Origin of the sequence: Stenotrophomonas sp. NA06056, from assembly GCF_013364355.1 — a bacterium.
Lineage (GTDB): Bacteria > Pseudomonadota > Gammaproteobacteria > Xanthomonadales > Xanthomonadaceae > Stenotrophomonas.
The window spans coordinates 2,512,079-2,538,495 of the sequence record NZ_CP054931.1 but is presented as its reverse complement, the minus strand read 5'-3'; the positions used below and the strand labels follow the sequence as shown (position 1 = coordinate 2,538,495).

The window sequence follows — 26,417 nt, the reverse complement described above, 5'->3', positions numbered from 1 at the left end:
GAAAAGCCAAGGGAGCACGGGACATGAGCGAACAGAAGCAGTCGGCCCAACGGACGCTGCTGGGCGATCCCGGTCCGCCCGGGGCCGGATTGTCAGTTGCCGTGGTGATGCTGCTGGTGCTCGCCGCAATGGCCGCGGTGATCGGTTTCCTGCGCCTGCCCGATTCAATGCTGGGTATTGGCCTTGTCGGCGTTGCCGTGTTCCTGGCCGTCGGCGCACGCATCTGCCAGGCGCGCAGTCAGCATCAGGCGCTGTATCGGCTGCTGGGCAAGCGACCACCGCCGTAGCGGGAGTCGCTGCACTGCTCAGTGCTTCGGCCAGTCCAGTTCTACCACCAGCGGGAAGTGATCGGAGGGCAGCACGCCCTCGATGCGGCGGTCATCGGTGAGGAAGCTGCGCGCATGGAAGCCGCGCACCAGTACCCAGTCCAGCTCGGCGGTCGCCGTTCCCGTGAAATTGTGGAAGGTCAACCGCGGACCCTGCGGCGACTTGACCTGGCGACGGGTGTCCTGAAGTACGCGGGTGAAGGCCTGGTAGGTGCCGCCGCCCGGTTCGCTGTTGAAGTCACCGGTCAGCACCACAGGCAGATCGGCAGGCAATGTACTTACGCGTGCTGCGATCAGTTCGGCACCCTTGATGCGTCGCGGCTCGTCCTCGTCGCGGTAGGGCAGGTGGGTGTTCATGAAGCAGAAGCGGCGACCGTCGTCCAAGCGGCGGAACACGGCCCAGGTGACCATACGCGGGAACAGGTTGCCCCAGCTGATGCTGCCTGCGACTTCGGGCGTATCGGACAGCCAGAAGTTGCCGGACTCTTCCACCGCCAGCACCTTGCTGTCGTAGAACACGCCCATGTGTTCGTCGCCACTGCCACCGCGCCGGCCTTCGCCGAACCAGCGATAGTCGGGCAGGTGCTCGGCCAGGTAGTTCGCCTGCTCCAGCACCAGTTCCTGGGTGCCGATCACTGCCGGGTGCGCCTGCTGGATCACCTTGACCATCGCATCGCGGCGGTCTTCCCAGCGCTTGCCAGGGTCGGTGTCGGCGGGCGTACGCACGTTGAAGGACATCACTTTCAACGGTGCGGGCGAGGCTGCCCAGGTAACGGCAGGCAGTGCCAAGGCCAGGAGTGCGCAGAGCGCGGGCGTGCGGAAGCGTGACAACATCGTGGAATCCCTCCATTCCATGAAAGCGGTTTCATGGAGGATGCCACGGAAGGCAAGGGCAGCGGTATGCCGGGATGGGCGGTTGCAAGGGCCGGGCGGACGGCGTGCGACCGCCCGGCAGATGCTACTGGGCGATCAGGGGTCGTACATCATCCCGTTCTCGTCGCGGTTGTAGTGGTCGCTGGCTTCACGGGTGCCGTCGTCATAGATCACATACGCAATGCAGCGCTGGTGGATACCGAATCCAGCGCGGAACGGGACGCACTCTTCCTCGAATCCAACCACCTCCGCGGCATGGGCTGGGGCCGAAGGGGCCAGCACAGCAAGTGCCACTGCCGCAGCGAAGGAAAAAGCGGTCATTCGATTGTGCAGCGTCATTGATCACACTCCTTGTAGTCGTAGTCGGTGTCCAATCCAGATCAGTCCGCCGGGAGGTACCACTGGCCGTTCTGGTCGATCCAGTACACCCAGGTATAGGGATTTCCGTTCTCGTCGACGCCGTGGGTTTCGCAGCGCTGGTGATAGTGGGGGCCCATTTTCACTGGTACGCAGATGTCGCCACCCGAGGGGTCTGCGTGTGCGTCCCCCATCGTCGCCATGCTGCCCACGATCAACATCAATGCGGCCATCGAGGCCAGTTGCAGTTTCATCAGCATCATCCTTGCTTCTGCAATCGCGCACATGCGCCTGGCCTGTTTAGCATGCGACCGCAGCAGCCGGAAGTGTCGCGCCTCGTTCAGTCTCCGATTTCACCCCGTCGGCCGGCCGCCCGCACTGCCTGCGCGGTGGTCGCAACGCCCAGCCGCTGGCGTGCTCTGCGCAGGTGGTTTTCCACCGTGCGCGTGGACAGACCCAAGGTGGCAGCGATGTCAGCCTGGCGTCGACCGGCGGCAACCCAACGCAGTACCTCACGCTCGCGCGCGCTGAGTGCGCCAGCAGGCACAACCGCCGGGGCGACAGACAGCCGATGCGCCGCACGGAAGGCGGCGGCGCCGATCAGCTCCAGCAGCAAGCGTGCCGATGGAGATGCGTCGATCGTGCGCCCGCCCCAGCTGACCGCCCCTTCCAACCCGGTCGCACCGAATACGGGCACCTGCAGGCCGTGCAGTCCTTCGCCGCGTGGTTGCTTCACCACTTGGTAGCGCTCGCCGCGCATGCCCTGCTGCTTGCTCCAGAAGAAGGGCGCATCGCTGTCCAGCACATGGCGATTGACCGGGCACGCATGCAGATAGTGCGCCACGTCAGTGCTGGTGCCATCCCCGAACCAATCGCCCTCGATCCAGTACAGGCGCTGCGCGCCGCGTTCCAGATCGGTGCCGGTGGCGAACATCAACGTGCGGTCATAGCCCAGCGGCGCGCCGATGCTGCGCAGCAACGCGCCGACCGCCGCCAGCGAACGTGCGCGTTCCAGCACCAGCAATGACGGCACGACGCTGTCCATGTCGATCAGCGCGTGGCCAACGCATCAAGCAGAGTACGCGCGGCCAGCTTGCCCAACGCATTGCCTGCCAGCGGGCTGTCGCCGGTCAACAGCAGGCGGTCCTGCATCACGCTGCCATCGATGCCCTCGTTGACGATCTGCACGCCCTGCTGGGCCAGGCGCTCACCGAAGAACCACGGCAGTTGCCCGGGCATGTAGCCGATATCCGGGGTCTGTCGATCCAGCGCGTCGGGGAACGCGCAGATCCGATGGCCGCGGAACAATGAACCGCCGTTGGCCTCATCGACGCCGGCCGCCAGCAACGCGGCAGGGCCGTGGCACAGGGTGATGATGTGGCGCTGGTTGTCCATCGCCCACTGCAGGGCGGCCTTCACCGCACGGCTTTCCGGCAGGCCGATCAATGCGCCGTGCCCCCCGGGAATGAACACCGCGGCATAGTCCGAACCGGCGTCCAGCGCGGCCACCACATCGTCCAACTGCCGGGGCTGGCGGAAGCGTGGTTCGTAGCGCTCGTACAGGCCGCCGATCTCGCGGTCCTCGCGCGGGAAGGCCCACCATTCGAACTTCACCGGATTGCCGGACAGCGTGGCCACATCGATCTCGAAGCCGGCCTTGTCCAGGTGATACATCGGCAGCAGGGTCTCCACCGGATGGTTGCCAGTGGAGAACAGGTGGCCGTTGGCGGTCGGCAGATAACGCTCGTCGGCAGCGATCATCAGCACCTTCCAGCGTCCGTCACGACGGGCATCGGGATAATCCGCGCCGGACAGATCGGTGGTTGCCGAGGTGAACTGGGACAACGAATACGGCGAGGGGAAAAACGCATCGCGCTCGGCCGGATCGGGGCTGGGCTGACGGCTGGGCTCTGACGTGTTCATGTGAACCTCCTGCGGAAGAGAGTCGTCAGCTTAGACATCCCGATGCGTACGCACGATGAGGGATTTCCCCCAATGCGATCAGGCCGGCCGCGCTTGCTGAACGCGCAGGTAGGCATCGTCCAGGAGTGCCAGGAAAGCTTGTCGCTGCGTGGCATCAAGCACTACTGCACGCTCGAACGCATCCACGCTCGCACCCCAGTCCGCCAGTGTGTCGTCGTTGTAGAGGGCCTGATGCCGTTCCCATACCCTACCTGCCTTCAGGTACAGCCACTTGTCGAACAGGTGCAGGGAGCTGCCGTTGTCCAGTTGCAGGGGGCGGGTGGTCCTGGTGTGGGCCAGCACGCTGCGCAGCGCAGGTGAATCGTGAAGCTGGCCTGCCCAGACGTGGTTGCCAAGATGTTGATCGGCAAAGCGCAGGATCGCCTGGTGATCATCCTCCAGGCCTGTCTCGTACAGTGCCTTCGGCACCCGCAGGTGCCGGCGATCGAACAGCCACTTCAGTACCAGCGTTGCCGCCTGCGGGGTGGTGTTGTGTTCATTGCCAGGGTCGAAATCATGATGGCTGATGAACTCGCGGTCCTCACACAGATTGAGCTGGATGGTGTCCACGCGCTGCCTGCGTTTGCAGAACCAGAGTTTGATTTCCACGTCCCCGGTCAGCGGCTTTTCAAAGTAGACGGTATCGCCAAACTCTTCCATCACGCCGTTGAAATACGCCAGGCAGTCCTGGAGTGTCGCTGCAGGCTGCACGTATCCGTCCCAGAAGCCTTCGGGCTTTGGCGGATTGCCCTTGGGGCGGCGACTGAACAGGGTGGCGGACTTGAAGTGGCTCAGCAGGCTGCCACGCGCTCCGCTGGTGGGTGGATAGAAGCGATCGTTGATGATGTCGAAGGCAAAGTAGAACTCCATGTCGTGGCGTTTGTCCTTGACTGACTTCTGCCCCTGGTTCGCGCTGATCGTGGCCGGCGGCTTGCCGATACCGTGCTGTGCGAACCATGCCTGCAGACGGACATCAGAGCCCTTGCTGCCGAGCAGCTCGACCAGTGTTGAGATATGCATTCCATTGCCTCGTTGTCGGTGGCCCGGTCGGGAAAACGCGGGCCACGGTTGCTGGATTTCGTGCACTACTTTGCTGGCAGCGGATGCGCCTCCATGTCCTCATGGAGGATCCGGCGAAGTTCGACGATGGCCGGCGTAGCTTCCTGCACGCTGTGACCGGACACGATCACCTTTTCCGAGACGGCATTGGGAAGGTGCGAACTCCAGTACGGGACCAGTCCGTCATCGGTCTTTTCCAGCGGGCCTTCTGCCTTGGAGCGCGCGATGATCGAGTGGTAACGCACCTTCGGCGAGATCGGCAGATCGGCCACGGCCTTGACGAAGGCATCGTCCTTGTCCAGGTTCTGGATGCTGTTCATCTGGTAGCCGTGCTTGTCATCGTTGCGCTCGACCTTGCCGTCGTTTGCCAGCGTTGCAACGTCTTCCAGCACGGTCAGAGGCAGGCGCACGAAGCGTCCCAGCCAGCGTCCCAGGCGCGTGCCGGCAACATCGGTGCCGCGATGCGGGGTAGCGATGAACACTACCCGTGAAATTTCGGGCTCCGGCTGGAATGTCAACACCGGTGCGCCCTTCGTGCGCAGCAGTTCGCGCTGTGCCGGGGTCATCTGTGCGGTCGCCAACAGGGTGTCGACCAGATGGTCACCCGAGGAGGACACCATCAGCCGCGAAATCACCCCGCCCATGCTGTGGGCGACCACCACCATGTTCTGCGAGGCAAGCGCCTGGCCGCTCGGATCGAAGTGCTGCAGTGCCTCATGCAGGATCCGCCGGATCTCATCATGGCTGAGTGCGATCGGCATGTTGGTCGGGTAGTAGAACTGCCAGATCTGGAAGTCGCCGCGGATCTCATCGTCGCGCATCAGCTCGTTGGCCACGTTGACCCACGCCTCCGGGCTGCTGGCCAGGCCATGGATCATCAGCAGCACGCGTCGTTTGGGATCGTACGGCTGCATCATGAACAGGTGCGGCTTGTCGATGCCGCCCTTGCCGCCGAACAGCGAACGCAGCGATTGCCGGCTGAAGTTGGAGCGGGCCAGCCACAGCGCGTAGCCCGCAGTGAAGTTGGCCGCCAGCGGCACCTGCTCGCCGTGCAGTTCCACCACCGCCACCTGGTAGGGGTCGTGGATCTCCAGTTCCGGCTCGTCGTCGTGCAACACCTCCCACAGGTTCTTGCCCGAAAAGCGCAGCAGCACGGTCATCGACGGCGACGGCATCTCGCTCCAGTCGCGCTCGGCCGCCTGTGCGGTGCCTGCAGCGGCCGCCGCCAGCCCGGTGCTGGCCGGGTCGGCCATCACCGCCACCAGTTCGGCGCCGAAGCCATCGCGACGATGCACGCTGCGCAGCGTGCCGGTGAAGGACATCGATGCCGCTGGTACCAGCTCGATCGGTTCGCGTGTGTCCGCGGCCGCGCCATCGTCGGCGGGTGCCAGCACGAAGGTCCAGCGGCCCAGCTGGAATCGACCGTTGTCGTTGCGCACCTGTTTGCTCGAATAGGCATCGAACAGCAGAACGGCCGATTCCTGCACGGCCAGATTGTAGTAGTCGCGAACCTGGGTCTGGCGGTCTTCGAAGCCACGCTGGTTGGCGGTGCGTTCGGTGAAGAACAGGTACGCATAGGACTGCCGTGCGATCTGCATCCACGCATCCAGGCGTGGTTGGAAGGTCGGGTCGGGCTGGGCGGTTGCGGTCTTGCTGCGCGCCACCGACGCCGATTCGCGCTTCGGCGCCGGCATCGTCATCGCGTACTGCACCCACAGCTCGGCCAGCGACGAGCGCTTGTCTTCCTCGCGGACGACGATGCTGGCCTCCATCGCCTCGATGCACGGCAGGCCCGGCTTGGCGCAGGCGCCTTCGTCGAGGCCTGCCACGCGCAGGGTCTCCATCGTGGCTGCGCTGAGCTTGCCGCTGGTGAGGATGTCACCACGTTTGAGCGCGATGTACTGGCCCGGCGTGACCGTGCCCACCTGCACCGATGGGCCGAACTGGCGCAGCGTCGCGCATCCGCTCAGGGTGAGCAGGGCAATGAGGACGAAGGTGGTGCGGCCGATGAAACCGGTGCCAGTTCTTGCCATGAGGACTCCCTGCGCTGGCGCCACTCTAGCGGCAGGCGTGTCAACGCGGAAGCAGGGCTCCGGCAACCCCGGGCCGTGCCCGGCGCATACCATCCATCAGCTGATCTCCCTGCAGATCACCCCTCTATCTGGCAGGTCACCGCAGCCGAATAACCCTCGTAGTCGTCACCGGCCCCCACATGCAGCGTGTGCCTGGCATCAACCTTCTTGAGGTAAGAGGGTGCTTCGGTCTCGGCCGCCTCGTTGACCGTCGTCACTCCCCACGATTGGGCCAAACGCTGGTGATCGACGCCCTTCAAATACACATGCAGGCTCTTGTAAGGATTGGAAATGCTCACATCCGCGCTGGCTACGGTGCCACCGAACAGCGCCACCGGCGTGTCCTTCGGCTCGAACACGCTGCCGGGGTCGCGGCTCAGGCCGGCGTCATGGAATGCCTGCTCCACCTGTGACTCAGTGAAATCGGAACCCGCCTTGCAGGCCAGCAGGGCTTCCAGGGAGGTGGTGCCGGTTGCCCGCGCGGAGGGGGCAGCAGCGAGTGCGCCGGTGCTTGAGGCCAGGCCCAGCAGCAGGGCGATCAGGGGCGTGTTCATTGCAGTTCCTTCCGTGTTTCGCGGGGAGCGAGGGGACGTGCTGTCAGCCCCTCGCGTGCCCGGAGTGTGGGGGAGGGCGGCTTGGCCGGGCAAGATCCGGCGGCCGCCACCGCTCGCGCGAGGCTTACACCATGCGTACACCGGTCGCGTCGGTATCGACAGTGATGACCTCGATCAGCGCCCACAGCCCGGTGATGACCACGCCGATGATCAGCCAACCCAGCAACAAGGTGATCAGCAGCTGGGCGATGCCGCGACCGTGGTAGCCGGCATAGAAGTTGTGGATGCCCAAACCGCCCAGGAACAGGCCCAGCAGAATGTAGGCAACGCGGGTACGGGCGACAGGCTGCGGTTGTGCATGCGGAGCGGCGTAGACCTGTCCCGCACGCAGCGGTGGCGGTGACGGCAGGGGCGATCCGACCGGGGCGCCGCAGCCCACACAGGCGGTTGCCTTGTCACTGACCTCGCGGTCGCACTCCACACAATTCACCAACGCCATCGTTCTGCTCCCTGTCCTGGGCGGATTATCCGCCGGTCCAACGGGCAGTATCGGCGCTGCCCGCAAAATCTGGAACGGCCGGAGAGCAGCCAACAAAAAAGCCAGACCCCAATCGACGGGAGATCTGGCTTTTCGTGCCCCGAAGGGCGGTACAAATGGTGGAGGTGGGCGGAATTGAACCGCCGTCCGAAGGCACTCCATCCCCAGCACTACATGCTTAGCTCACCGTTGAATCTCATCCCCGAGCAGCACGGCGTGCAAAGCGCACCCGGGAACCAGCCTGTTGTGTTCTTGTGCCGGACTGACAGGCAGCCGCCCAGCGCGATTCCATGATAATGACTCTACGCTGCGAGCATGGACACAAGCAGTTTCGAGGCTCCGCCTAAGTCGGCAGAAGGTCACGCACCGCAGTTTTTAGGCTGCGAGAGCGACCGGAGCGTAGTTGTCGTCGTTGGCAACTAGAGTTTTGCAGCTGGATTTACGAGGAAAGCTACCCCCTCGGCATGCGCCAGGCGACTTCACAACCCCCGTCGAAACCAATGCACCCCCGGTTTCTTCAAGTACTGCAAGGTACAAGGCCTGTTTCGTGTTGCCACGATCAGCACCCGCCTAACACTGCACATGCTACGCCAAAAATCCTGAACAGTCACCCGGCCCGTGGGCTGCTTGCTAACATCGACGGCTCCAACATTCGCCAAGGAAAGGACAGGATGCAGCTCGAAATCGCCGTGACCGACGCACCCGCTATCGAGGCGCTGGAGCTGATCGCCAATGGCCTGGATCAGTTCAATCTGGAGGCCGCCGGCCATGCCGATCGTCGCACCCTGGCCGTGCTGGCCACCGATCCAGCCAGCGGCGAGGTGGTCGGGGGCCTGAGCGGGCGCACCTCGCTGGGCCTGTTGTTCATCGACCTGTTCTACCTGCCGCCCGAACGCCGCGGCAACGGTTTGGGCTCGCAGATGCTTGCCGCTGCCGAACAGGAAGCGCGCAGGCGAGGCTGCCGTTCCGCCGTGCTCTACACCATCAGTTTCCAGGCACCAGACTTCTATGTGAAGCATGGCTGGACCGTATTCGGCCAGGTCCCTTGCGATCCGCCGGGCACCAGCCGGGTCTTCCTCAGCAAGGACCTTTCTGTCGCTTGAACGGCAGACGCCCAGCCGTCGTCACGTCAATCCGCAACATGTTGTAGAGCCACCGTCATAGCGGATTGCTAACGTCGTTGGCACGAATTTGCGACACACTGGCCACGACCATTCGAGCCAGCACAGAGACGGAGACGGCCGGTGACCGAAGCAATGCAACAACGCAGCCTGCGTCAGCTGGTTGGCCCGGTAGGGGCTGATTACCAGCGGCGGGCGCTGCCGCCCGGCTGGGTCTGGGCGGTGCTGGCGGTGTTGCTGGCGGGAACCTGGGCCACCGAGCTGCCGGCCACCGCTGCCGCCGCGCTGATTGCCAGTGCGGTGGTGGTGCATTGGCCACGGCGTGGCCGCTTTCATTGGCTGGGCTGGCGGTTGCCGGCGTTGGCTGTGCTGGCCGCGCTGCTGTGGGGCCCGGACGTGCTTTCACAATGGTTCGAGCATGGTCTGGCCTTGACCCTGATGTCGCTGGCCAGCCTCAGCATCGGCGTGCACGTGTGGCAGTCGCGGCAGTTGGCCCGACAGCTGCAGGCCTCCGCCGATGCGCTGGATGATGCGCAACTGCTGGCCTTGCTGCCCGTCGACGCCGCGCGGCTGGCGCAGCAGTGGCGTGCCGGTGATGATCGCCATGCGCCGGAGCTGTCGGTGGTGATGCACCTGGCGGTGATGCACGCGGCGCTGTCACCGCGTCTGCGCGGGCAGGGCCTGCTGGCGGGCTGATCCGCGCCTTGTAAAGCCGAGCCTGCGCTCGCCTGCCTTCTTTTGCCGAAGCCGAGCATGGCTCGGCTCTACAAGAGCGTAGCGTTTACGCGTCGCGATTGCCGCGACGCATCACCCGCTGCTTCTCGATCGCCCAGTCACGATCCTTGGCCGCATCGCGCTTGTCGTGGGTCTGCTTGCCCTTGGCCAGCGCCACTTCCAGCTTGATCTTGTTCTTGCTCCAGTACATCGCGGTGGGCACGATCGTGTAGCCATCGCGCTCGACCTTGCCGACCAGCTTGTCGATCTCGCTCCGGTGCAGCAGCAGCTTGCGCTCGCGGCGGTCGTTGGCCACCACGTGGGTGGAAGCCTGGATCAGCGGGGTGATCTGCGCGCCGATCAGGAAGATCTCGCCATCCTTCACGTAGGCGTAGGCGTCGACGATGTTGCCGCGGCCTGCACGGATCGACTTCACTTCCCAGCCCTGCAGGGCCAGGCCGGCTTCGAAGCGGTCTTCGATGTGGTACTCGTGACGGGCACGCTTGTTCAACGCGATGGTCTTGTTGGCCGTCGCGCTCTTTGCTTTATCCTTGCCGGTGTTCTTGCTCATTTCCGTATTGTCTCCGATTCGGGCCCGCCCGGTCGATTGCCGAAGCGTCCTGTATTCATGCCTACTATCCGCCGCAGTGCCCTGGTCGAACATTCGGCCGCGCGCATGTTCGATCTGGTCAACGACGTCCAGGCCTATCCGCGCCGCTTCCGCTGGTGTTCCGACGCCCGCATCCTCGAGCAGGGTGAAGACCGGCTGGTCGCGCGCCTGGACCTGGGCCTGGGTTCGTTCAGCACCTGGTTCCAGACCGAAAACACCCTGCAACGTCCGCACAGCATCGACATGCAGCTGCGCGAAGGGCCGTTCAAGCAACTGCACGGCCGCTGGGAGTTCCATGCCCTGGCTGAAGATGCCTGCAAGGTCACCCTTACCCTGGACTTCGAACCGAGCTCACGCCTGCTGGGTCCGGCGCTGGCGATCGGCTTCCAGGGGTTGGCCGACCGGATGGTCAACGATTTCGTCCGCGTCGCCGACGAGGACTGAACGATGATCGAGGTCGAGGTCGTGCTGGCCTGGCCACAGCGGGTGCTGTCGCGCCGGTTGCAGCTGCAGGAAGGCGCGACCGTGGCTGATGCAGTGGCAGCGGCCGGGCTGGAAGGCAGTGCCGACTGTCCGGCTGCTGCGGTGCATGGCGTACTGGCGCGGCCGCAGCAGGTGTTGCTGGATGGCGATCGCGTGGAGCTGCTGCGCGGCCTGCAGGCCGACCCGAAGGACAACCGCCGGCGACGCGCGCGCGGCGGATGATCCTCAAGCCCCGTCCCGAAGGACGGGCAGGGTGGCTCAGCGGCCGCCCTTCTTCTTCTTGTCCTTCGGCAGGTTGCGGCCGAACTGGCGCACGGTCTGCTGGGCCAGGGCCTTGTCGTTGGCCGGGAAGTAATCGCCATCCCAGCGGGTGACCACATCATTTTCGAAGTACACGACGAAATTCTTCACGTCGGTACGGCCCAGGCGGTTCACGCGCTCGGTCGAGGTGTAGTCCCAGCGCTGGGCGTGGAACGGATCCGGCACCGACGGGGTGCCCAGCAGGGCAGTGACCTGCTGCTTGCTCTGCCCGACCTGCAGCTTGGCCACGGCATCTTCCCGGATCAGGTTGCCCTGGTAGATGGGTTGCTTGTAGATGATGCCGCACCCGGTGGTGGACAAGGCGACGGCGGCGACCAACAGGAGATTGCGCATCGGGACTGGCGGTTGGGGAAATCAATCCGATGATACACTCCCGGCGTGCCACCGCGACCCAATCCGAGGCAGCTGGCGCTAAATCGCCAATGAACGGAGACCTATGGAAACCCACGACCTGCGTAAAGTCGGCCTGAAGGTGACCCATCCGCGGATGCGGATCCTGGCGCTGCTCGAGCAGCGCAATGCCCAGCACCACATGACCGCCGAAGACATCTACCGCCAGCTGCTGGAGCATGGCGACGAGATCGGCCTGGCCACGGTGTATCGGGTGCTGACCCAGTTCGAGGCCGCCGGCCTCGTGCTCAAGCACAATTTCGAAGGCGGCCAGGCCGTCTACGAACTCGACCGCGGCGGCCACCATGACCACATGGTCGACGTGGACAGCGGCAAGATCATCGAGTTCGAAAGTACCGAAATCGAAGAGCTGCAGCGCAAGATCGCCGCCGATCACGGCTACGAGCTGGAAGAGCACTCTCTGGTGCTGTACGTGCGCAAGAAGCGCAAGTAAGCCCCGCACCCAGCTGATTGCGACGAAACCCCGGGCATGCCCGGGGTTTTTCGTTTGTCACCGTAGATCCACGCCGTGCGTGGATGGACCCAGCAGAACCTCCAGATCCACTGCCTCGGCCATCGCCCGGTTCCCCGCATCGCCCGGGTGCAGGTGGTCGCCGGAGTCGTAGGCAGCCGCCATCCGTGAGGGATCGGACGGATCGCGCAGGGCGGCGTCGAGGTCGATCACCGCGTCGAACGGCCCGCCCGTGCGCAGCCAGGCATTGAGCTGCTGGCGCAGGGCGTCCTTGTCGGGGGCGTAGTAGTCGTCCAGCGGGGTGCCGGGCAGGGCGCCGGCAAACGGTGTCAGGGTGGCGCCGAGGATGCGCAGGCCACGGGCATGGGCGCGTTCGGCCAGGTCGCGGTAGCCGGCCTGCAGCTCGGCCAGGGTCGGCCTCGTCTCGTCGCGGGCAAAGGCCGTGCCCGGCCAGCTGATGTCGTTGATGCCGATCAGCACGATCACACTGGCGACGCCGGGCTGGTCGAGCACGTCACGCTGGAAGCGCTTCAGCGCCGATTCGCCCATGCCATCGCGCAGCAGGCGGCCGCCGGAGATGCCGGCATTGACCACTGCCACACCCTCTGGCGCCAGCCGCGTGGCGAGGTGATCGGTCCAGCGCTGGTCCTGGTCGAGGCTGGCGGTGGCGCCATCGGTGATCGAATCGCCGATCACCACCACACTGCGCGCGCTGGCCGGTGCCTCGACGTCGATACCCGACAACAGCAGACGGGCCGTGGTGCTGCTGGCGCCATGCAATGCAGGCAGCCGATGCTGGTCACCCGGGGCAATCCAGCTGGTCTGCCGACCGTCCCAATGGAAGGTCTGCAGCGGTGTGCGCTCGGGCAGATAGACGCTGACCTGCAAGGCCTGCCGATCAGCGGTGGGAAGGGACAGGGGGTCGCTCAGGCGGTCCTGCCCCGGCGCGATCACGACCCCGGGCTGGCCGTTGAAGCGCAGCGGCCGCGGCGTGTCACCCATATGTGCGGCCACACTTGCAGCGCCGATCCGCAACGGCCGGGTGGCATAGGCATTGCTCAGCCGGATCCGCAGGCGCGGCCCACCCAGGCTGAGGCGGGCGTTCTGGCGGAAGGTCTGGTCCTGCAGCTGGCCGGGGATGAGGGTAGGGAACAGAAAGTCGCTGCCCCACACCGGCTGCGGGCTGGCTTGCCAGCTGGCGACCCAGTGCGGGGGAGGTGACGCGATGGTTGTACCGGACAGGGCCAGCAGGGCGGTGGCGGTCAGTTGGCTCAGGCGGTTCATGGGAATGACCCGATGGGAGGGACGGCCATGGTGCGTCCGGCGCTATCTGTGAACTAGACTGCGCATGGATAATCATCTGTGAACCAGATTCACTGAAATGGCACGCACCGACATCAACCGATCCGGCGAACTGGAAGTGTTCGTGCGGGTAATAGAAACCGGCGGCTTTTCCGCCGCCGCCCGCAGTCTGGAGATGACGCCGTCGGCGGTCAGCAAGCTCGTTGCCCGACTGGAGCAGCGGCTGGGTACGCGCCTGCTGCAGCGCTCCACCCGCCAGCTGCAGCTGACCCCGGAGGGCTGTGCGTTCTATGAGCGCGGCCTGCGGGTGCTGGCTGATCTGGAAGAGGCCGAGCGTTGTGCAAGCGCCCACGCCGAGCCGCGCGGGCGGCTGCGGGTGAATGCCAACGTGCCGTTCGGCCAGCACTTCCTGTTGCCGCTGCTGCCGGAGTTCCTGCAGCGGCACCCGCAGATCGGTATGGACCTGACCTTGACCGACGAGGTGATCGATCTGCTGGAGCAGCGCACCGATGTGGCGGTGCGGGCCGGCCCGTTGAAGAGTTCAAGCCTGGTCGCGCGCCGGCTGGGTGCAACGCGGATGATGATCGTGGCGGCACCGGCTTATGCGGCACGACATGGACTGCCGGGCAACGTCGACGCGCTGCTGGCGCACAACCGATTGGATATCGGCCACGCGCGGTCGGTGCAGGGCTGGCCGTTGTTGCAGGATGGCCAGCAGCAGCGGGTGCTGCCCAGCGGCAATGCCCGCGCGAGCAATGGCGATGCACTGCGTCAGCTGGTGCTGGGCGGGCTGGGCATGGCCCGGCTGGCGGCATTCCAGGTGCAGGCCGACATCGCCGCAGGGCGGTTGTTGCCGGTACTGGAGGACGCCAACCCGGGCGACCTGGAAGAGGTGCATGCCGTGTTCCTGGGGCAGGGGGGGTACCTGCCACTGCGCGTGCGCGCGTTCCTCGATTTCCTGGTGGAGACGGTGGATCTGGCGCGACCGCTGGGGTGACATGCGCCGCGCTGCCGCGCGGAAGCCGAGCATGGGCTCGGCTCTACACGTCGGTTCCGTTCGGGAGATTCCTGTAGATCCACGCCATGCGTGGATGAATGCCCGCGATTCACGCGCGCCAGCAGGCGTGCAGGGGCCTACACCTGCAACAGCTTGCGTGCGGCGGCGCGGGCTTCCTTGCTCACCTCCACGCCACCCAGCATGCGCGCCAGTTCTTCCTCGCGCGCCTTGGTGTCGAGCTTTTCCACCGCGCTCTGGGTCATGCCTTCCACCGGCGCTTTGCTGACCCGGTAGTGCGCGTGCCCCTTGGAGGCAACCTGCGGAAGATGGGTCACGCACAGCACCTGACGCTTCTCGCCAAGGGCGCGCAGCTTCTGGCCGACGATATCGGCCACCGCGCCACCGATGCCGGAGTCGACTTCGTCGAACACCATGGTCGGTACCGCATCGAGGTCAAGCGCGGCGACTTCGATGGCCAGCGAAATGCGTGACAGCTCGCCACCGGAAGCGACTTTGCGCAACGCGCGCGGTGGCTGGCCGGCATTGGCTGCCACCAGGAACTCGATGCGCTCGGCGCCCTGCGGGTCCGGCTTGCCGTTGTCCTGCGGTTCCAGTTCGATGAGGAACTGGCCGCCGCCCATGCCCAGCTCGGCAATGATGCCGGTGGTGGTGGCCGACAGCTCGGCAGCCGCGGTGCGGCGACTGGTGGTCAGCACTGCGGCCTCGACACGCCAGGCTGCTGCGGCCTTTTCAATCTCGCCAGCCAACCGCTGCAGGCGTTCGTCGGCGCCGCGCAGCTGCTCCACTTCGGTGTGCATGCGCTCGCGCTGCGTACCCAGCTCGTCCATCGGCACGCGGTGCTTGCGTGCCAGATCGTGCAGGCGGCCGAGGCGGCGCTCGTTTTCTTCGAACTGGTCCGGATCAGCGTCCAGGTCGTCATGCACGCGGTCGAGCAGGGCCAGGGCTTCGTGCAGCTGGATGGAGGCGCTGTCGATCAAGGCGTCGACGTCGCCCAGGCGCGGGTCATGTTCGGCGACCCTCGCCAGTTCATGCCGCACCTGCTGCAGCAGATCCAGTGCCGAGTGGCCTTCGTCACCGTTGAGCTGGTCCGCAGCCGCCTGGCAGGCGCTCAACAGCGCGCTGGCATGCGCCTGGCGGCGATGGCTGGCGCCGAGCGCGGCAATCGACTCCGGCTCCAGATCCTCACGGTCCAGCTCGCGCAGCTGGTGTTCGAGGAAGCCGATGCGGTCACTCACATCGCCCTGTTGCGACAGTGCCAGGGATTCATCGACCAGCGCCTGCCAGGTGGCGGCAGCGCGGCGCACCTGGCGGCGTTCGCTTTCGTTGCGGGCGTAGGCGTCCAGCAGGGCCAGCTGCGACGGACGCGTCAGCAGGGCCTGCTGCTCGTGCTGGCCATGGATCTCCACCAGCAGGCCGGCCAGGTCGGCCAGTTGCGCCAGGGTGACCGGGCGGCCGTTGATCCACGAGCGTGAGCCGCCGTCGGCGCGGATCACCCGGCGCAGCTGGCATTGGTCGTCATCGTCCAGCTCATTGCTGGCCAGCCACTGGCGGGCGGCCTGCAGCTGGTCCAGTGCGAATTCGGCAGACAGTTCGGCCCGGGCCGCGCCATGGCGGACCACGCCACTGTCGGCGCGCAGGCCGGACAGGAAGCCCAGTGCGTCGACCATCAGCGACTTGCCTGCGCCGGTCTCGCCTGAAACCACGGTCATGCCCGGCCCGAACTCCAGTTCGGTGGCGCGGACGACGGCGAAATCCTTGATTGAAAGATGTCTGAGCATGGGTAAGGGGGTGTCTGCAGCCGCGCAACGCTAGCACGCGCGGCGGGGTCGTCCAATGACTTGCCAAGGGGATGCGCCGCCATTATCTAATGTCCCTGTCTCACAGGTTGATTCCATGCACGGTTCTCCCGACCAACTTGCGCCACGTGCGCGGCACCTGCTGCGCACGCTGATCGCGCGCTACATCCAGGATGGCGAGCCCGTGGGTTCGCAGACGCTGGCGCGCGTGGCCGGCCTGGAGGTCAGTCCGGCCACCATCCGCAACATCCTCGGTGACCTGGAAGACCTGGGCCTGCTGGCCTCGCCGCATACATCGGCGGGCCGGATTCCGACCGCGCATGGCTATCGGGTGTTCGTCGACAGCCTGCTGCAGATGCAGCCGCCGGGCGAAGGCGAGCTGGCCCGGTTGCGTCAGGAGCTGGCTGGAGGCGGCAGTACCCAGGCGCTGCTCGGCAGTGCCTCGGAGCTGCTGTCGGCGATGAGTCATTTCGTTGGCGTGGTCAGCGCACCGCGCCGCGAGCAGTTTGCGTTCCGCCAGATCGATTTCGTGGCGCTGGACGGGCGCCGGGTGCTGGCGATCCTGGTGTTTGCCGACAATGAGGTGCAGAACCGGGTGATCGAGACCCGCCAGGACTTCGCACCCGGGCAGCTGGAGCAGGTGGCCAACTACCTCAATGCGCACTTCGCCGGGCTGCCGCTGGCCGAGATCCGCACCCGCCTGCTGCTGGAGCTGCGCGACGCGCGGTCCGAGCTGGAGCAGGTGCTGGCGCACAGCATCGAGCTGGCCGAGCAGGCCCTGCAGCCGCCGGCCGATGACATGCTGGTGGCCGGCCAGACCCGTCTGATGGGGGTGCAGGACCTGTCAGACCTGGAGCGCCTGCGCGAGCTGTTCGAGCTGTTCTCCAGCAAGCGCGAGATCCTGCAGCTGCTGGAACGGACCATCCAGGCCCCCGGCGTGCGCATCTTCATCGGCGAGGAAACCGGCGTGGTGCCGCTGCAGGGCGTCTCGCTGGTCACCGCGCCGTACACCGCCAATGGCCAGGTACTGGGCGTGCTGGGCGTGATCGGGCCGAAACGGATGGCCTACGACCGCATGATCCCGCTGGTGCAGGCCACCGCCGATGTGCTCGGTGCGGCCTTTTCGCCCGGTGGACGAAGTCCCGGTGCATCGGACGCTTGAAACGCAGCATCCCGCCCACACTAGGGTGGGTGGAGGCGGAGAGTGACCGCCAGGGACCCAGACATGAATCAAGATCAGCCAGACATCGCCGCCCAGCAGGCCGCCGCCGACGCAGCTGCCGCCGAGGGCGTCAACGAACAGATCGAACAGCTCCGCGCCGAAGTGGAGCAGGTCAAGGCCGAAGCGCTGCGTGAGCGCGCCGACCTCGACAACCAGCGCAAGCGCGTGGCCCGCGACATCGAGCAGGCGCGCAAGTTCGCCAACGAGAAGCTGCTGGGCGAGCTGCTGCCGGTATTCGACAGCCTCGATGCCGGCCTCAAGGCCGCCGGCGACGATGCCCATCCGCTGCGTGAAGGTCTGGAAATGACCTACAGGCAGCTGCTGAAGGTGGCCGCCGACAATGGCCTGGTCCTGCTGGACCCGACCGGCCAGCCGTTCAACCCGGAACACCACCAGGCCATCAGCCAGGTCGCCACCCCCGGTGCCGCCCCGGGCAGCGTGGTGACCGTGTTCCAGAAGGGTTACCTGCTCAACGAGCGCCTGCTGCGGCCGGCGCTGGTGGTGGTTGCCGCCGATTGACGGCGCGCGCCGGGCCAAGCCTGGCGCGGGTTTCCCTGCCCCGGACGGGGCATCGGCACGACCGACGCTGAACGTATTCGGCGAACGGAAACACAGCGTTCGGGGGATGGCTTGAATGTTCCACGAGCCTCCCCCACATCCCATTCATCCACCGGCCGAACGGCCGGACTGACAAAAACAACATCCTTCAAGGAGTCCCCCATGGGCAAGATCATTGGTATCGACCTCGGCACCACCAACTCGTGCGTGGCGATCATGGACGGCGGCAAGGCCCGCGTCATCGAAAATTCGGAAGGCGATCGCACCACCCCGTCGATCGTCGCCTACACCAAGGACGGCGAAGTCCTGGTCGGTGCCTCGGCCAAGCGCCAGGCCGTGACCAACCCGAAGAACACCTTCTACGCGGTGAAGCGCCTGATCGGCCGCAAGTTCACCGACGCCGAAGTGCAGAAGGACATCGCGCACGTTCCGTACAGCATCCTGGCCCATGACAATGGCGACGCCTGGGTCGCCACCAGCGATGCCAAGAAGATGGCGCCGCAGGAAATCTCGGCCAAGGTGCTGGAAAAGATGAAGAAGACCGCAGAGGACTTCCTCGGTGAGAAGGTCACCGAAGCGGTCATCACCGTGCCGGCCTACTTCAACGACAGCCAGCGCCAGGCCACCAAGGACGCCGGCCGCATCGCCGGCCTGGACGTCAAGCGCATCATCAACGAGCCGACCGCGGCCGCGCTGGCCTATGGCCTGGACAAGGGCGACAACAAGGATCGCAAGATCGTTGTGTACGACCTGGGCGGCGGCACCTTCGACGTTTCGGTCATCGAGATCGCCAACGTCGATGGTGAAAAGCAGTTCGAAGTGCTGGCCACCAACGGTGACACCTTCCTGGGCGGCGAAGACTTCGACAACCGCGTCATCGAGTACCTGGTTGAAGAGTTCAACAAGGACCAGGGCATCGACCTGCGCAAGGATCCGCTGGCCCTGCAGCGCCTGAAGGATGCTGCCGAGCGCGCCAAGATCGAGCTGTCCAGCGCCCAGCAGACCGAAGTGAACCTGCCGTACGTCACCGCTGACGCGTCGGGTCCGAAGCACCTGAACATCAAGCTGACCCGCGCCAAGCTGGAGTCGCTGGTGGAAGAGCTGATCAAGAAGTCGATCGAGCCGTGCCGCGTCGCGTTGAACGACGCCGGCCTGCGTTCGAGCGACATCAGCGAAGTGATCCTGGTCGGTGGCCAGACCCGCATGCCGAAGGTGCAGCAGGCGGTCACCGAGTTCTTCGGCAAGGAACCGCGCAAGGACGTCAACCCGGACGAAGCCGTGGCACTGGGTGCGGCGATCCAGGGCGGCGTGCTCGGCGGTGACGTCAAGGACGTGCTGCTGCTGGACGTGACCCCGCTGTCGCTGGGTATCGAAACCATGGGCGGTGTGTTCACCAAGATCATCGAGAAGAACACCACCATCCCGACCAAGGCCTCGCAGGTGTTCTCCACCGCCGAGGACAACCAGTCGGCCGTGACCGTGCACGTACTGCAGGGTGAGCGCGAACAGGCCCGCTTCAACAAGTCGCTGGCCAAGTTCGACCTGTCCGGCATCGAGCCGGCCCCGCGTGGCCTGCCGCAGGTGGAAGTGTCCTTCGACATCGACGCCAACGGCATCCTGCACGTGTCGGCCAAGGACAAGAAGACCAACAAGGAACAGAAGGTCGAGATCAAGGCCGGTTCGGGTCTGTCCGAGGAAGAAATCGCGCGCATGGTCGCCGACGCGGAAGCCAACCGCGAAGAAGACAAGAAGTTCCAGGAGCTGGTGCAGGCCCGCAACCAGGCCGATGCCCTGATCCATGGCACCCGCAGCGCGATCACCGAGCACGGCAGCAAGGTCGGTGGCGAAGTGATCGGCAAGGTCGAAGCGGCCCTGGCCGATCTGGAAACCGCGATGAAGGGTGACGACAAGGCACAGATCGAAGCCAAGTCGAAGGTGCTGGAAGAAGCCGGCCAGTCGCTGTTCGCGGCCGCTTCGGCCGACCAGGGCGGTGCCGCCCCGGGTGCCGATGCTGGCAATGCGGGCAAGGCGCAGGATGACGTGGTGGACGCCGAGTTCACCGAAGTCAAGGACGACAAGAAGTCCTGATCCGGACCGACGCGGGACGCTGCTTGCCAGCGTCCCGTTGTTGTATCAGGGTCCTGACCGCCCTCTGGCGCGTCGGGGCGCCCGACGCAAGAGCGGACCTGGTTCCGCTCTTCCGCTTTGACGAATCCCGACTTTCCGGAATGCGATCCACGATATGAGCAAGCGCGATTACTACGAAGTGCTGGGCGTTGCCCGCACCGCCACCGACGAAGAACTGAAGAAGTCCTATCGTCGTTGCGCGATGAAATTCCACCCGGACCGCAACCCGGGTGATGCGGCGGCCGAAGCCTCCTTCAAGGAGTGCAAGGAAGCCTACGAAGTACTGTCCGACGGCAACAAGCGCCGCATGTACGACAGCCATGGCCACGCCGCGTTCGAACACGGCATGGGCGGTGGCGGTGGTGGCCCGGGCGGTCCGGACATGAACGACATCTTCGGCGACATCTTCGGCAACATCTTTGGTGGTGCCGGCGGTGGCGGTCCGCGCCAGGCGCGCCGTGGCGCCGACATCGGCTACGTGATGGAGCTGGACCTGGAAGAAGCGGTGCGTGGCGTTGAACGCCGCATCGAGATTCCGACCCTGGCCGAGTGTGGTGATTGCGATGGCAGCGGCTCGGAAGACGGCAAGGTCGAGACCTGCAACGTCTGCCATGGTCGCGGCCAGGTGCGCATCCAGCGCGGCATCTTCGCCATGCAGCAGGCCTGCCACAACTGTGGTGGCCGCGGCCAGATCATCGCCAAGCCCTGCAAGACCTGCCACGGCAACGGCCGTGTCGAAGAAGACAAGGTGCTGTCGGTGAAGGTGCCGGCAGGCGTGGATACCGGCGACCGCATCCGCCTGGCGGGTGAGGGTGAGGCCGGTCCGGCCGGTACACCGCCGGGCGATCTGTACGTGGAAGTACGCGTGCGTGAGCACCACATCTTCCAGCGCGACGGCGATGACCTGCACTGTGAAGTGCCGATCCGCATTTCGCAGGCCGCGCTGGGCGACACCGTGCGCGTGGCCACCCTGGGTGGCGAAGCGGAGATCCGCATCCCGGCCGAGACCCAGACCGGCAAGCTGTTCCGCCTGCGCGGCAAGGGTGTTCGTTCGGTGCGCAGCCGCAGCGAAGGCGACCTGTACTGCCGCGTGGTGGTGGAGACGCCGGTCAACCTCACCAGCGACCAGCGCAAGCTGCTGGAGCAGTTCGAGGCCACCTTCAACGGCGAGGACGCACGCAAGCATTCGCCGAAGTCGGCCACCTTCATCGATGGCGTGAAGGGCTTCTGGGACCGGATGACGTCCTGAGTTTTCAACGGGAACGTTGAACGACAGCGCCGGGCGATGCCCGGCGTTCTTGTTTCCGGCTGTTCAATGCATGCTGCCGGACTTGGCCCCGCGCTACCGGGAATGCCAGGTCTGGTAGATCCACGCCATGCGTGGATGCTGTTCAAAGGATCAACGGAAAAACGCCGCTGGCGTCAGTCCCAGCTGCCGCTTGAACATGCTGGTGAACGCACTCGGGCTGTCGTAGCCCATCGCCAGCGCGACATCGATGACTTTGTCACCAACCGCCAATCGTTCCAACGCCGCCAGCAGCCGCGCCTGCTGGCGCCACTGGCCGAAGGTCATGCCCAGTTCGCCGGCAAAATGACGCTGGATGGTTTTCGCGTCCACCTCCAGCGCCTGTGACCAGTCGAGCAGCGTGGCGTCATCGCCGGGATGCTTCTGCAGGTGCTGGCAGATCCGCTGCAGCCGGGGGTCGGTAGGCGCGGGCAGATGCAATGGCAATACGTCCATGCGATGCAGTTCGTCCAGCAGCAGGCGCACCACGCGACCATCGCGGCTGTCTTCGATGTGCTCACCCTTGATCAGCGTGGCCGCCTGCAGCAGCTCGCGCAGCAGCGGTGCGACCTGCACGGCGAACGGTTCGGCCGGCAGCTGTGGGGCGAACGACGGCTCGATGTACAGGCTGCGCATGTGTACGGCGGCGATGCAATCCACCGCGTGCACCATGCCGGCCGGCATCCAGATCGCGCGGGTCGAAGGCACCACCCAGCGACCCACTTCCGAGCGCACCACCATCAGTCCCGAGATGGCGTAGACCAGCTGGTGACGCTGGTGCTTGTGCCCTGGGATGTGGGTGCCGGCCGGGTACTGGGTGACCCGATAGGTGACCGGGCGATGTTGAGGTACGTCGCGCCATGGCGCGGCCGGATCGACGTCGCTGGGAATGTCCTTTTTGCGATAGGCCATGACCTGAACGCGGCAGAAGGGAGGAAAGGGCAACCGTAGCATGCGTGGCTCGCCCCCAACCTGACTGTGTCCATGTCCGCCTTGGCTTCTCCCGCCGTATCCACCCGCCCCGTATCGCCAGGAGTGCTGGCGGCGATTTCCAGCTCGCACATGGTCAACGACATGATGCAGTCGCTGATCCTGGCCATCTATCCGGTGATCAAAGGGGGCTTCAACCTCAGCTTCACGCAGATCGGCCTGATCACGCTGACCTACCAGCTCACCGCCTCGATCTTCCAGCCGCTGGTCGGGCTTGCCACTGACCGCCGGCCCGCCCCGTATTCGCTGCCGATCGGCATGGCCTCGACCCTGTGCGGCATGCTGCTGCTCGGCTTCGCGCCCAATTACGCGATGGTGCTGCTGGCCGCCGCACTGGTCGGCATTGGTTCGGCCATCTTCCATCCGGAAGCCTCGCGCATCGCGCGCTTGGCCTCCGGCGGACGGCATGGCCTGGCGCAGTCGGTGTTCCAGGTGGGGGGTAACTTCGGTACGGCACTGGGGCCGTTGATCGCCGCAGCAGTGATCGTGCCCTACGGCCAGCATTCCGCATCGTGGTTTGCCGGTGCGGCGTTGATCGGCATTGCCCTGCTGACCTATGTCGGCCGCTGGTATTCGCTACACCTTGGCGCACCCCGTCCAGCAGCACACAGCGCAGTTGCCGCACGCCATCCGCCACGCACGATCGCCCGGGTGCTGGCCATCCTGCTAGTGCTGATCTTCAGCAAATACTTCTACATGGCGAGCATCGGCAGCTATTTCACCTTCTACCTGATGCATCACTTCGGGATTCCGGTGGCGCAGGCGCAGCTGCATCTGTTTGCCTTCCTGGTGGCGTCCGCTGCGGGTGGCTTCTTTGGCGGGCCGCTGGGCGATCGTATCGGCCGCAAGCCGATCATCTGGGCCTCGATCCTGGGCGTGGCACCGTTCGCACTGATACTGCCGCATGCGGATCTGCTGTGGACCACGATATTGGCGGTGTTGATTGGCTTCGTGCTGTCTTCCGCGTTCTCGGCCATCGTGGTCTACGCGCAGGAAATGATGCCGCACCGGATCGGTATGGTGTCGGGGCTGTTCTTTGGTTTCGCCTTCGGTATGGGCGGTCTCGGCGCAGCCGTGCTCGGTTTGTTGGCCGACAGGACCAGCATTGAATTCGTCTACCAGCTCACCGCGTTCCTGCCGTTGCTGGGCATCGTGGCGGCATGGTTGCCGTCGTCCAGGCCTGCTGCGCACTGAGGGGGTTCTTCTGCAGGGCTGCGCCCTGCACCCGCAGAGGCTTCAAGCCAAGGCAACGGCAACGGCAACGGCAACGGCAACGGCAGAAGCGTGCATTCCGTGGGATGGCGGGGTGGGTCCGGTTGCGGGGGACGCTGCAAGTACGTCCATGTAAGCTCGGTCGCGCCATCCATGGCGCTCACGCCCCCGCAACCGGACCCACCCCGCCTTCGACAGTTCTCTGCGATCCGTTGGAACAGCATTCTGCTCTGGTGGGTGTCGACCTTGGTCGACACGTAGATCCACGCCATGCGTGGATGTTTTTCGATCAATTGTCGAAATATTCGATTTCGATGGAGATTCATCCACGCATGGCGTGGATCTACGCGGGGAACTGTCGAAGGCGGGGCACTGTGGGTTTGCGGGGTGTGAGCCGCATGGGCCCGAGGCATGCCTCGGGCGGGTTGGGCAGGATGCCCAACCCCGGTCTTGCCGTGTGCGCAGGACAGCGCACACGAGCAAGCGGCGACCAAGCCTACATGGACGTACTTGCGGCGGCCCCGCAAACCCACAGTGCCCCGCCATCTCCCGGAATGCCGCTGTTGCTGTTGCCGTGGCTGTTGCCTCTGCAGGTGCAGGGCTGCAAGCCCTGCCGAACCCCTCACCGGGCGTAGAATGCGGGCATGAGCGAATCCCTCGACAACCACCTGGTCCACGGCCGCCGCCAGCGGCCCGACGGCCCTTCGCCGATCGATGTCATTTCGGTCCAATCACAATTGGTTTACGGCCATGCCGGCAACAGCGCCGCGCTGCCACCGATGCGCGCGCTCGGTGTGCGCGTGGCCTCGATCCCGACCACGCTGCTGAGCAATGCGCCGTTCTACGAGACCACCCGTGGCCGTGTGCTGCCCAGCGACTGGTTCGCCGACCTGCTGCTCGGCACGCACGAGCGTGGTCTTCCGCAACGGGCAAAGATGCTGGTGTCCGGCTATTTCGGCAGCGCCGCAAATGGTGCCGCGTTTGCCGATTGGCTGGATGAAATCCTACCGGCGTGCCCGCAGCTGCGTTACTGCCTGGACCCGGTGATCGGCGACACCCACACCGGTCCTTACGTGGAGCCCGGCCTGGAAGCGATCTTCGCTGAGCGCCTGCTGCCACACGCCTGGCTGGTCACCCCGAATGCCTTCGAACTCGGTCGCCTGACCGGCATGCCGGCGCTGGCTGAAGCCGATGCCATCGCCGCTTCGCGCGCACTGCTGGCACGCGGTCCGCAGTGGGTGCTGGCACACAGCGTGGGCGGCAATCCGGGCGAACTGGTGACGCTCGCTGTGGGTCGCGAGGAAACCTGGCGCTGGACCTCGCCGCTGCTGCCGGTCGATGTGGCAGGCACCGGTGACGTGCTGATGTCGCTGATGGTGTCCTTCCTGCTGCGAGGTGAGCCGATGCAGATGGCCATCTCGCGTGCCATCGCCGGCACTCATGCGGCGCTGGAGGCCACCCTGGCCCATGGCTTCGAAGAATTCGACGTGATCGCGGCCGCGCCGGCGGCACTGGCCGACGGGATGCGCTTCCGCGCTGAACGCCTGGCATGAGCGCGCTGCACGAACGCACGCCGCGCACGATCGGCATCGTCGGCAGTGCCGGCGCCTATGGGCGCTGGCTGACTCGCTTCTTCGAACAGCACATGCAGGTACGGGTGATCGGCCACGATCCGGCTGACCCGGGCTCGCATGCGCCGGAGCAGCTGCTGGAACAGGCCGATGTGCTGGTGTTCTCCGCACCGATCCGGCATACGTCCGCGTTGATTGCCGAGTATGCGCGGCTGTCGGCGGGTCGCGAGCAGGAACGCCTGTGGCTGGATGTGACTTCGGTGAAGGAAGCGCCGGTGCAGGCGATGTTGGCCTCGCGGGCCGAGGTGGTGGGCCTGCATCCGATGACCGCGCCGCCCAAGGCGCCGAACCTGAAGGGCCGGGTGATGGTGGTCTGCGAGGCGCGCCTGCAGCATTGGCGGCCCTGGGTCGACGCGTTGTGCCTGGCGCTGCAGGCCGAATGCGTGCGGGCCACGCCGCAGCACCATGACCAGATGATGGCGCTGGTGCAGGCGATGGTGCATGCGACCCATCTGGCCCAGGCCGGTGTGCTGCGCGAGTACCAGCCGCAGTTGGGCACGCTGGCGGCGATGCTGCCGTATCGATCAGCTTCGTTCGAACTGGATACGGCGATCATCTCGCGCATCCTGTCGCTGAATCCGGCGATCTACGAGGACATCCAGTTCGGCAATCCCTATGTGGCGCCGATGCTGCAACGCCTGATCGGCCAGCTGCAGACCCTGCAGGCGCAGGTCGGGCAGGGAGACGATGCTGCGCGTGGTGCGTTCCGTCAGGAACTGCTGGGTGCCAACAGGAGCGCTTTCGGCGACCAGGCGCTGGCTGCGGGAAACTACACCTTCGAACGCGTTGGTTATCTGCTGGCCGACCTGACCGAGCGCAACGCACTGTCGGTGCATCTGCCTGAGGACCGCGCCGGTTCCTTGCGCGAACTGCTGAACGTGTTCGAGCAGCATGGCATCAGCCTGGCGTCGATCCACTCCTCGCGCACACCGGCGGGCGAAGTGCATTTCCGCATCGGCTTCGTGGCGGGCAGCCAGCCAGAGGCTATCGCCGCCGCCGCCGCCGAGGTGGATGCCAGCGGGATCGGTCGGGTGCTCGCGTAGTGCCATTCATCCACAGGGCGTGTGGATGGCTTCTGCGCAAACATGTGGATAACCGTCCGCAGGCCTTGGCAGGCAAGGCTGTCAAGATGGTTGGTCAAAAAATGGCCAACCTTTTTTCATGGAGCAGAAGGTGAGCCAAGCGCGGCGCGGCGCTGCAGCGGAGCGCTAGATCGACAACCTGACTTCACCGCCGCTGGTGGTGAACTCGCGACCGTTGCGCACCAGCTGGCGGCCGTCATCGAGTTCATATCGCGGGGTCGTCTCGGAGCCATGCCCGCTGCCGCTGGCCTCGGGCTTGAACTCGATGATGATGTGGCTTTCGCCATTGCTGTCGACAGCGGGGAACTGACGGAACGACATGCGTGACCTCCTTCAGCGGTT

29 protein-coding genes and 1 other RNA gene are annotated in these 26,417 nt (G+C 65.4%); 14 read left to right on the top strand and 16 right to left on the bottom strand.

The window, feature by feature from the left end; translation table 11 throughout:
• Positions 1–23: 23 nt before the first annotated feature.
• Positions 24–287, top strand: a complete 264-nt coding sequence (locus HUT07_RS11265; protein ID WP_176021021.1) for a hypothetical protein — start codon at positions 24–26, stop codon at positions 285–287.
• 18 nt (positions 288–305) lie between these two features.
• On the opposite strand, the gene HUT07_RS11260 is transcribed toward HUT07_RS11265, so the two are convergent.
• The 10 genes from HUT07_RS11260 to ssrA all read right to left on the bottom strand — a co-directional run bounded on the left by HUT07_RS11260 (position 306) and on the right by ssrA (position 8,251).
• The gene (locus tag HUT07_RS11260; RefSeq protein WP_176021020.1) at positions 306–1,160 is read right to left on the bottom strand and encodes an endonuclease/exonuclease/phosphatase family protein; all 855 of its coding nucleotides are present in this window, start codon (positions 1,158–1,160) and stop codon (positions 306–308) included.
• 135 nt (positions 1,161–1,295) lie between these two features.
• The gene (locus HUT07_RS11255; RefSeq protein ID WP_176021019.1) at positions 1,296–1,538 is read right to left on the bottom strand and encodes a hypothetical protein; all 243 of its coding nucleotides are present in this window, start codon (positions 1,536–1,538) and stop codon (positions 1,296–1,298) included.
• Positions 1,539–1,579: 41 nt separating this feature from the next.
• Positions 1,580–1,810, bottom strand: coding sequence for a hypothetical protein (locus tag HUT07_RS11250; RefSeq protein WP_089241262.1), 231 nt, complete (start codon positions 1,808–1,810; stop codon positions 1,580–1,582).
• 86 nt (positions 1,811–1,896) lie between these two features.
• A complete protein-coding gene (locus HUT07_RS11245) occupies positions 1,897–2,601 on the bottom strand; it encodes a PA1136 family autoinducer-binding transcriptional regulator (RefSeq protein WP_176021018.1) in 705 nt (234 codons plus the stop codon).
• A gap of 5 nt (positions 2,602–2,606) precedes the next feature.
• Complete coding sequence (gene hchA / locus HUT07_RS11240; protein WP_176021017.1) at positions 2,607–3,479, bottom strand: glyoxalase III HchA; 873 nt, start codon at positions 3,477–3,479, stop codon at positions 2,607–2,609.
• Positions 3,480–3,557: 78 nt separating this feature from the next.
• Positions 3,558–4,538, bottom strand: coding sequence for a hypothetical protein (locus tag HUT07_RS11235; protein ID WP_176021016.1), 981 nt, complete (start codon positions 4,536–4,538; stop codon positions 3,558–3,560).
• Positions 4,539–4,603: 65 nt separating this feature from the next.
• The gene (locus HUT07_RS11230) at positions 4,604–6,610 is read right to left on the bottom strand and encodes an alpha/beta hydrolase (RefSeq protein WP_176021015.1); all 2,007 of its coding nucleotides are present in this window, start codon (positions 6,608–6,610) and stop codon (positions 4,604–4,606) included.
• Between the two features lie 116 nt (positions 6,611–6,726).
• Positions 6,727–7,203 carry a hypothetical protein gene (locus HUT07_RS11225; RefSeq protein ID WP_176021014.1) on the bottom strand — a complete coding sequence of 159 codons (477 nt, stop codon included), beginning with the start codon at positions 7,201–7,203 and terminating at the stop codon, positions 6,727–6,729.
• A gap of 124 nt (positions 7,204–7,327) precedes the next feature.
• Entirely contained in the window at positions 7,328–7,702 is a 375-nt protein-coding gene (locus HUT07_RS11220; RefSeq protein ID WP_176021013.1) for an NINE protein, read from the bottom strand.
• Between the two features lie 156 nt (positions 7,703–7,858).
• Positions 7,859–8,251, bottom strand: a transfer-messenger RNA (tmRNA) gene (gene ssrA / locus HUT07_RS11215).
• Between the two features lie 161 nt (positions 8,252–8,412).
• On the opposite strand from ssrA, the gene HUT07_RS11210 reads away from it, so the two are divergent.
• Together HUT07_RS11210 and HUT07_RS11205 are read left to right on the top strand one after the other, a co-directional pair.
• The gene (locus tag HUT07_RS11210) at positions 8,413–8,844 is read left to right on the top strand and encodes a GNAT family N-acetyltransferase (RefSeq protein ID WP_176021012.1); all 432 of its coding nucleotides are present in this window, start codon (positions 8,413–8,415) and stop codon (positions 8,842–8,844) included.
• A gap of 141 nt (positions 8,845–8,985) precedes the next feature.
• Positions 8,986–9,558: a hypothetical protein gene (locus HUT07_RS11205; RefSeq protein ID WP_108264897.1), complete on the top strand. Its 573-nt coding sequence runs from the start codon at positions 8,986–8,988 to the stop codon at positions 9,556–9,558.
• Between the two features lie 85 nt (positions 9,559–9,643).
• On the opposite strand, the gene smpB is transcribed toward HUT07_RS11205, so the two are convergent.
• On the bottom strand, positions 9,644–10,147 hold the full coding sequence (gene smpB / locus HUT07_RS11200) for an SsrA-binding protein SmpB (RefSeq protein ID WP_025878861.1): 504 nt from the start codon (positions 10,145–10,147) through the stop codon (positions 9,644–9,646).
• A gap of 57 nt (positions 10,148–10,204) precedes the next feature.
• Here smpB and HUT07_RS11195 point away from each other — a divergent pair, with 57 nt between their 5' ends.
• Both HUT07_RS11195 and HUT07_RS11190 read left to right on the top strand, forming a co-directional pair.
• Complete coding sequence (locus HUT07_RS11195) at positions 10,205–10,630, top strand: type II toxin-antitoxin system RatA family toxin (RefSeq protein WP_080149115.1); 426 nt, start codon at positions 10,205–10,207, stop codon at positions 10,628–10,630.
• Between the two features lie 3 nt (positions 10,631–10,633).
• Positions 10,634–10,891, top strand: coding sequence for an RnfH family protein (locus HUT07_RS11190; protein WP_176021011.1), 258 nt, complete (start codon positions 10,634–10,636; stop codon positions 10,889–10,891).
• Between the two features lie 36 nt (positions 10,892–10,927).
• On the opposite strand, the gene bamE is transcribed toward HUT07_RS11190, so the two are convergent.
• A complete protein-coding gene (gene bamE / locus HUT07_RS11185) occupies positions 10,928–11,323 on the bottom strand; it encodes an outer membrane protein assembly factor BamE (protein ID WP_025878864.1) in 396 nt (131 codons plus the stop codon).
• Between the two features lie 103 nt (positions 11,324–11,426).
• On the opposite strand from bamE, the gene fur reads away from it, so the two are divergent.
• Positions 11,427–11,834 (top strand): ferric iron uptake transcriptional regulator, encoded by a 408-nt coding sequence (gene fur, locus HUT07_RS11180; protein ID WP_100552275.1) that lies wholly within the window; start codon positions 11,427–11,429, stop codon positions 11,832–11,834.
• Between the two features lie 57 nt (positions 11,835–11,891).
• Here fur and HUT07_RS11175 read toward each other — a convergent pair whose 3' ends face one another.
• On the bottom strand, positions 11,892–13,136 hold the full coding sequence (locus tag HUT07_RS11175) for an SGNH/GDSL hydrolase family protein (protein ID WP_176021010.1): 1,245 nt from the start codon (positions 13,134–13,136) through the stop codon (positions 11,892–11,894).
• 97 nt (positions 13,137–13,233) lie between these two features.
• Here HUT07_RS11175 and HUT07_RS11170 point away from each other — a divergent pair, with 97 nt between their 5' ends.
• On the top strand, positions 13,234–14,151 hold the full coding sequence (locus HUT07_RS11170) for a LysR family transcriptional regulator (RefSeq protein ID WP_176021009.1): 918 nt from the start codon (positions 13,234–13,236) through the stop codon (positions 14,149–14,151).
• 137 nt (positions 14,152–14,288) lie between these two features.
• Here HUT07_RS11170 and recN read toward each other — a convergent pair whose 3' ends face one another.
• On the bottom strand, positions 14,289–15,950 hold the full coding sequence (gene recN, locus HUT07_RS11165) for a DNA repair protein RecN (RefSeq protein WP_176021008.1): 1,662 nt from the start codon (positions 15,948–15,950) through the stop codon (positions 14,289–14,291).
• 115 nt (positions 15,951–16,065) lie between these two features.
• On the opposite strand from recN, the gene hrcA reads away from it, so the two are divergent.
• The 4 genes from hrcA to dnaJ all read left to right on the top strand — a co-directional run bounded on the left by hrcA (position 16,066) and on the right by dnaJ (position 21,124).
• Positions 16,066–17,130 carry a heat-inducible transcriptional repressor HrcA gene (hrcA, locus tag HUT07_RS11160; protein WP_089240450.1) on the top strand — a complete coding sequence of 355 codons (1,065 nt, stop codon included), beginning with the start codon at positions 16,066–16,068 and terminating at the stop codon, positions 17,128–17,130.
• Between the two features lie 63 nt (positions 17,131–17,193).
• A complete protein-coding gene (gene grpE / locus HUT07_RS11155; protein WP_176021007.1) occupies positions 17,194–17,709 on the top strand; it encodes a nucleotide exchange factor GrpE in 516 nt (171 codons plus the stop codon).
• A gap of 201 nt (positions 17,710–17,910) precedes the next feature.
• Positions 17,911–19,836: a molecular chaperone DnaK gene (gene dnaK, locus HUT07_RS11150; protein WP_099820185.1), complete on the top strand. Its 1,926-nt coding sequence runs from the start codon at positions 17,911–17,913 to the stop codon at positions 19,834–19,836.
• 154 nt (positions 19,837–19,990) lie between these two features.
• A complete protein-coding gene (dnaJ, locus tag HUT07_RS11145; RefSeq protein WP_025878872.1) occupies positions 19,991–21,124 on the top strand; it encodes a molecular chaperone DnaJ in 1,134 nt (377 codons plus the stop codon).
• A gap of 150 nt (positions 21,125–21,274) precedes the next feature.
• Here the strand turns inward: dnaJ and HUT07_RS11140 are convergent, their stop codons facing one another.
• On the bottom strand, positions 21,275–22,072 hold the full coding sequence (locus tag HUT07_RS11140) for a helix-turn-helix transcriptional regulator (protein ID WP_176021006.1): 798 nt from the start codon (positions 22,070–22,072) through the stop codon (positions 21,275–21,277).
• 72 nt (positions 22,073–22,144) lie between these two features.
• On the opposite strand from HUT07_RS11140, the gene HUT07_RS11135 reads away from it, so the two are divergent.
• The 3 genes from HUT07_RS11135 (at position 22,145) to HUT07_RS11125 (ending at position 26,036) form a co-directional block, all read left to right on the top strand.
• A complete protein-coding gene (locus tag HUT07_RS11135; protein WP_176021005.1) occupies positions 22,145–23,344 on the top strand; it encodes an MFS transporter in 1,200 nt (399 codons plus the stop codon).
• 662 nt (positions 23,345–24,006) lie between these two features.
• Positions 24,007–24,915 (top strand): pyridoxal kinase, encoded by a 909-nt coding sequence (pdxY, locus tag HUT07_RS11130; protein WP_059063846.1) that lies wholly within the window; start codon positions 24,007–24,009, stop codon positions 24,913–24,915.
• A complete protein-coding gene (locus HUT07_RS11125) occupies positions 24,912–26,036 on the top strand; it encodes a prephenate dehydrogenase (protein WP_176021004.1) in 1,125 nt (374 codons plus the stop codon). Before pdxY ends, HUT07_RS11125 begins: the two co-directional genes overlap by 4 nt.
• 165 nt (positions 26,037–26,201) lie before the next feature.
• On the opposite strand, the gene HUT07_RS11120 is transcribed toward HUT07_RS11125, so the two are convergent.
• A complete protein-coding gene (locus HUT07_RS11120; protein ID WP_088101408.1) occupies positions 26,202–26,396 on the bottom strand; it encodes a hypothetical protein in 195 nt (64 codons plus the stop codon).
• Positions 26,397–26,417: the final 21 nt, after the last annotated feature.

Excerpts from the sequence above, each read along its gene's own strand:
- HUT07_RS11195 (WP_080149115.1), top strand. The coding sequence starts at position 10,205 with ATGCCTACTATCCGCCGCAGTGCCCTGGTCGAACATTCGGCCGCGCGC.
- HUT07_RS11230 (WP_176021015.1), bottom strand. The coding sequence starts at position 6,610 with ATGGCAAGAACTGGCACCGGTTTCATCGGCCGCACCACCTTCGTCCTC.
- HUT07_RS11210 (WP_176021012.1), top strand. The coding sequence starts at position 8,413 with ATGCAGCTCGAAATCGCCGTGACCGACGCACCCGCTATCGAGGCGCTG.
- HUT07_RS11175 (WP_176021010.1), bottom strand. The coding sequence starts at position 13,136 with ATGAACCGCCTGAGCCAACTGACCGCCACCGCCCTGCTGGCCCTGTCC.
- hchA (WP_176021017.1), bottom strand. The coding sequence starts at position 3,479 with ATGAACACGTCAGAGCCCAGCCGTCAGCCCAGCCCCGATCCGGCCGAG.
- smpB (WP_025878861.1), bottom strand. The coding sequence starts at position 10,147 with ATGAGCAAGAACACCGGCAAGGATAAAGCAAAGAGCGCGACGGCCAAC.
- pdxY (WP_059063846.1), top strand. The coding sequence starts at position 24,007 with ATGAGCGAATCCCTCGACAACCACCTGGTCCACGGCCGCCGCCAGCGG.
- grpE (WP_176021007.1), top strand. The coding sequence starts at position 17,194 with ATGAATCAAGATCAGCCAGACATCGCCGCCCAGCAGGCCGCCGCCGAC.
- HUT07_RS11250 (WP_089241262.1), bottom strand. The coding sequence starts at position 1,810 with ATGAAACTGCAACTGGCCTCGATGGCCGCATTGATGTTGATCGTGGGC.
- HUT07_RS11245 (WP_176021018.1), bottom strand. The coding sequence starts at position 2,601 with ATGGACAGCGTCGTGCCGTCATTGCTGGTGCTGGAACGCGCACGTTCG.
- HUT07_RS11190 (WP_176021011.1), top strand. The coding sequence starts at position 10,634 with ATGATCGAGGTCGAGGTCGTGCTGGCCTGGCCACAGCGGGTGCTGTCG.
- HUT07_RS11265 (WP_176021021.1), top strand. The coding sequence starts at position 24 with ATGAGCGAACAGAAGCAGTCGGCCCAACGGACGCTGCTGGGCGATCCC.
- bamE (WP_025878864.1), bottom strand. The coding sequence starts at position 11,323 with ATGCGCAATCTCCTGTTGGTCGCCGCCGTCGCCTTGTCCACCACCGGG.
- fur (WP_100552275.1), top strand. The coding sequence starts at position 11,427 with ATGGAAACCCACGACCTGCGTAAAGTCGGCCTGAAGGTGACCCATCCG.
- HUT07_RS11225 (WP_176021014.1), bottom strand. The coding sequence starts at position 7,203 with ATGAACACGCCCCTGATCGCCCTGCTGCTGGGCCTGGCCTCAAGCACC.
- HUT07_RS11170 (WP_176021009.1), top strand. The coding sequence starts at position 13,234 with ATGGCACGCACCGACATCAACCGATCCGGCGAACTGGAAGTGTTCGTG.
- dnaJ (WP_025878872.1), top strand. The coding sequence starts at position 19,991 with ATGAGCAAGCGCGATTACTACGAAGTGCTGGGCGTTGCCCGCACCGCC.
- HUT07_RS11235 (WP_176021016.1), bottom strand. The coding sequence starts at position 4,538 with ATGCATATCTCAACACTGGTCGAGCTGCTCGGCAGCAAGGGCTCTGAT.
- dnaK (WP_099820185.1), top strand. The coding sequence starts at position 17,911 with ATGGGCAAGATCATTGGTATCGACCTCGGCACCACCAACTCGTGCGTG.
- recN (WP_176021008.1), bottom strand. The coding sequence starts at position 15,950 with ATGCTCAGACATCTTTCAATCAAGGATTTCGCCGTCGTCCGCGCCACC.
- HUT07_RS11120 (WP_088101408.1), bottom strand. The coding sequence starts at position 26,396 with ATGTCGTTCCGTCAGTTCCCCGCTGTCGACAGCAATGGCGAAAGCCAC.
- HUT07_RS11255 (WP_176021019.1), bottom strand. The coding sequence starts at position 1,538 with ATGACGCTGCACAATCGAATGACCGCTTTTTCCTTCGCTGCGGCAGTG.
- HUT07_RS11125 (WP_176021004.1), top strand. The coding sequence starts at position 24,912 with ATGAGCGCGCTGCACGAACGCACGCCGCGCACGATCGGCATCGTCGGC.
- hrcA (WP_089240450.1), top strand. The coding sequence starts at position 16,066 with ATGCACGGTTCTCCCGACCAACTTGCGCCACGTGCGCGGCACCTGCTG.
- HUT07_RS11260 (WP_176021020.1), bottom strand. The coding sequence starts at position 1,160 with ATGTTGTCACGCTTCCGCACGCCCGCGCTCTGCGCACTCCTGGCCTTG.
- HUT07_RS11140 (WP_176021006.1), bottom strand. The coding sequence starts at position 22,072 with ATGGCCTATCGCAAAAAGGACATTCCCAGCGACGTCGATCCGGCCGCG.
- HUT07_RS11135 (WP_176021005.1), top strand. The coding sequence starts at position 22,145 with ATGTCCGCCTTGGCTTCTCCCGCCGTATCCACCCGCCCCGTATCGCCA.
- HUT07_RS11220 (WP_176021013.1), bottom strand. The coding sequence starts at position 7,702 with ATGGCGTTGGTGAATTGTGTGGAGTGCGACCGCGAGGTCAGTGACAAG.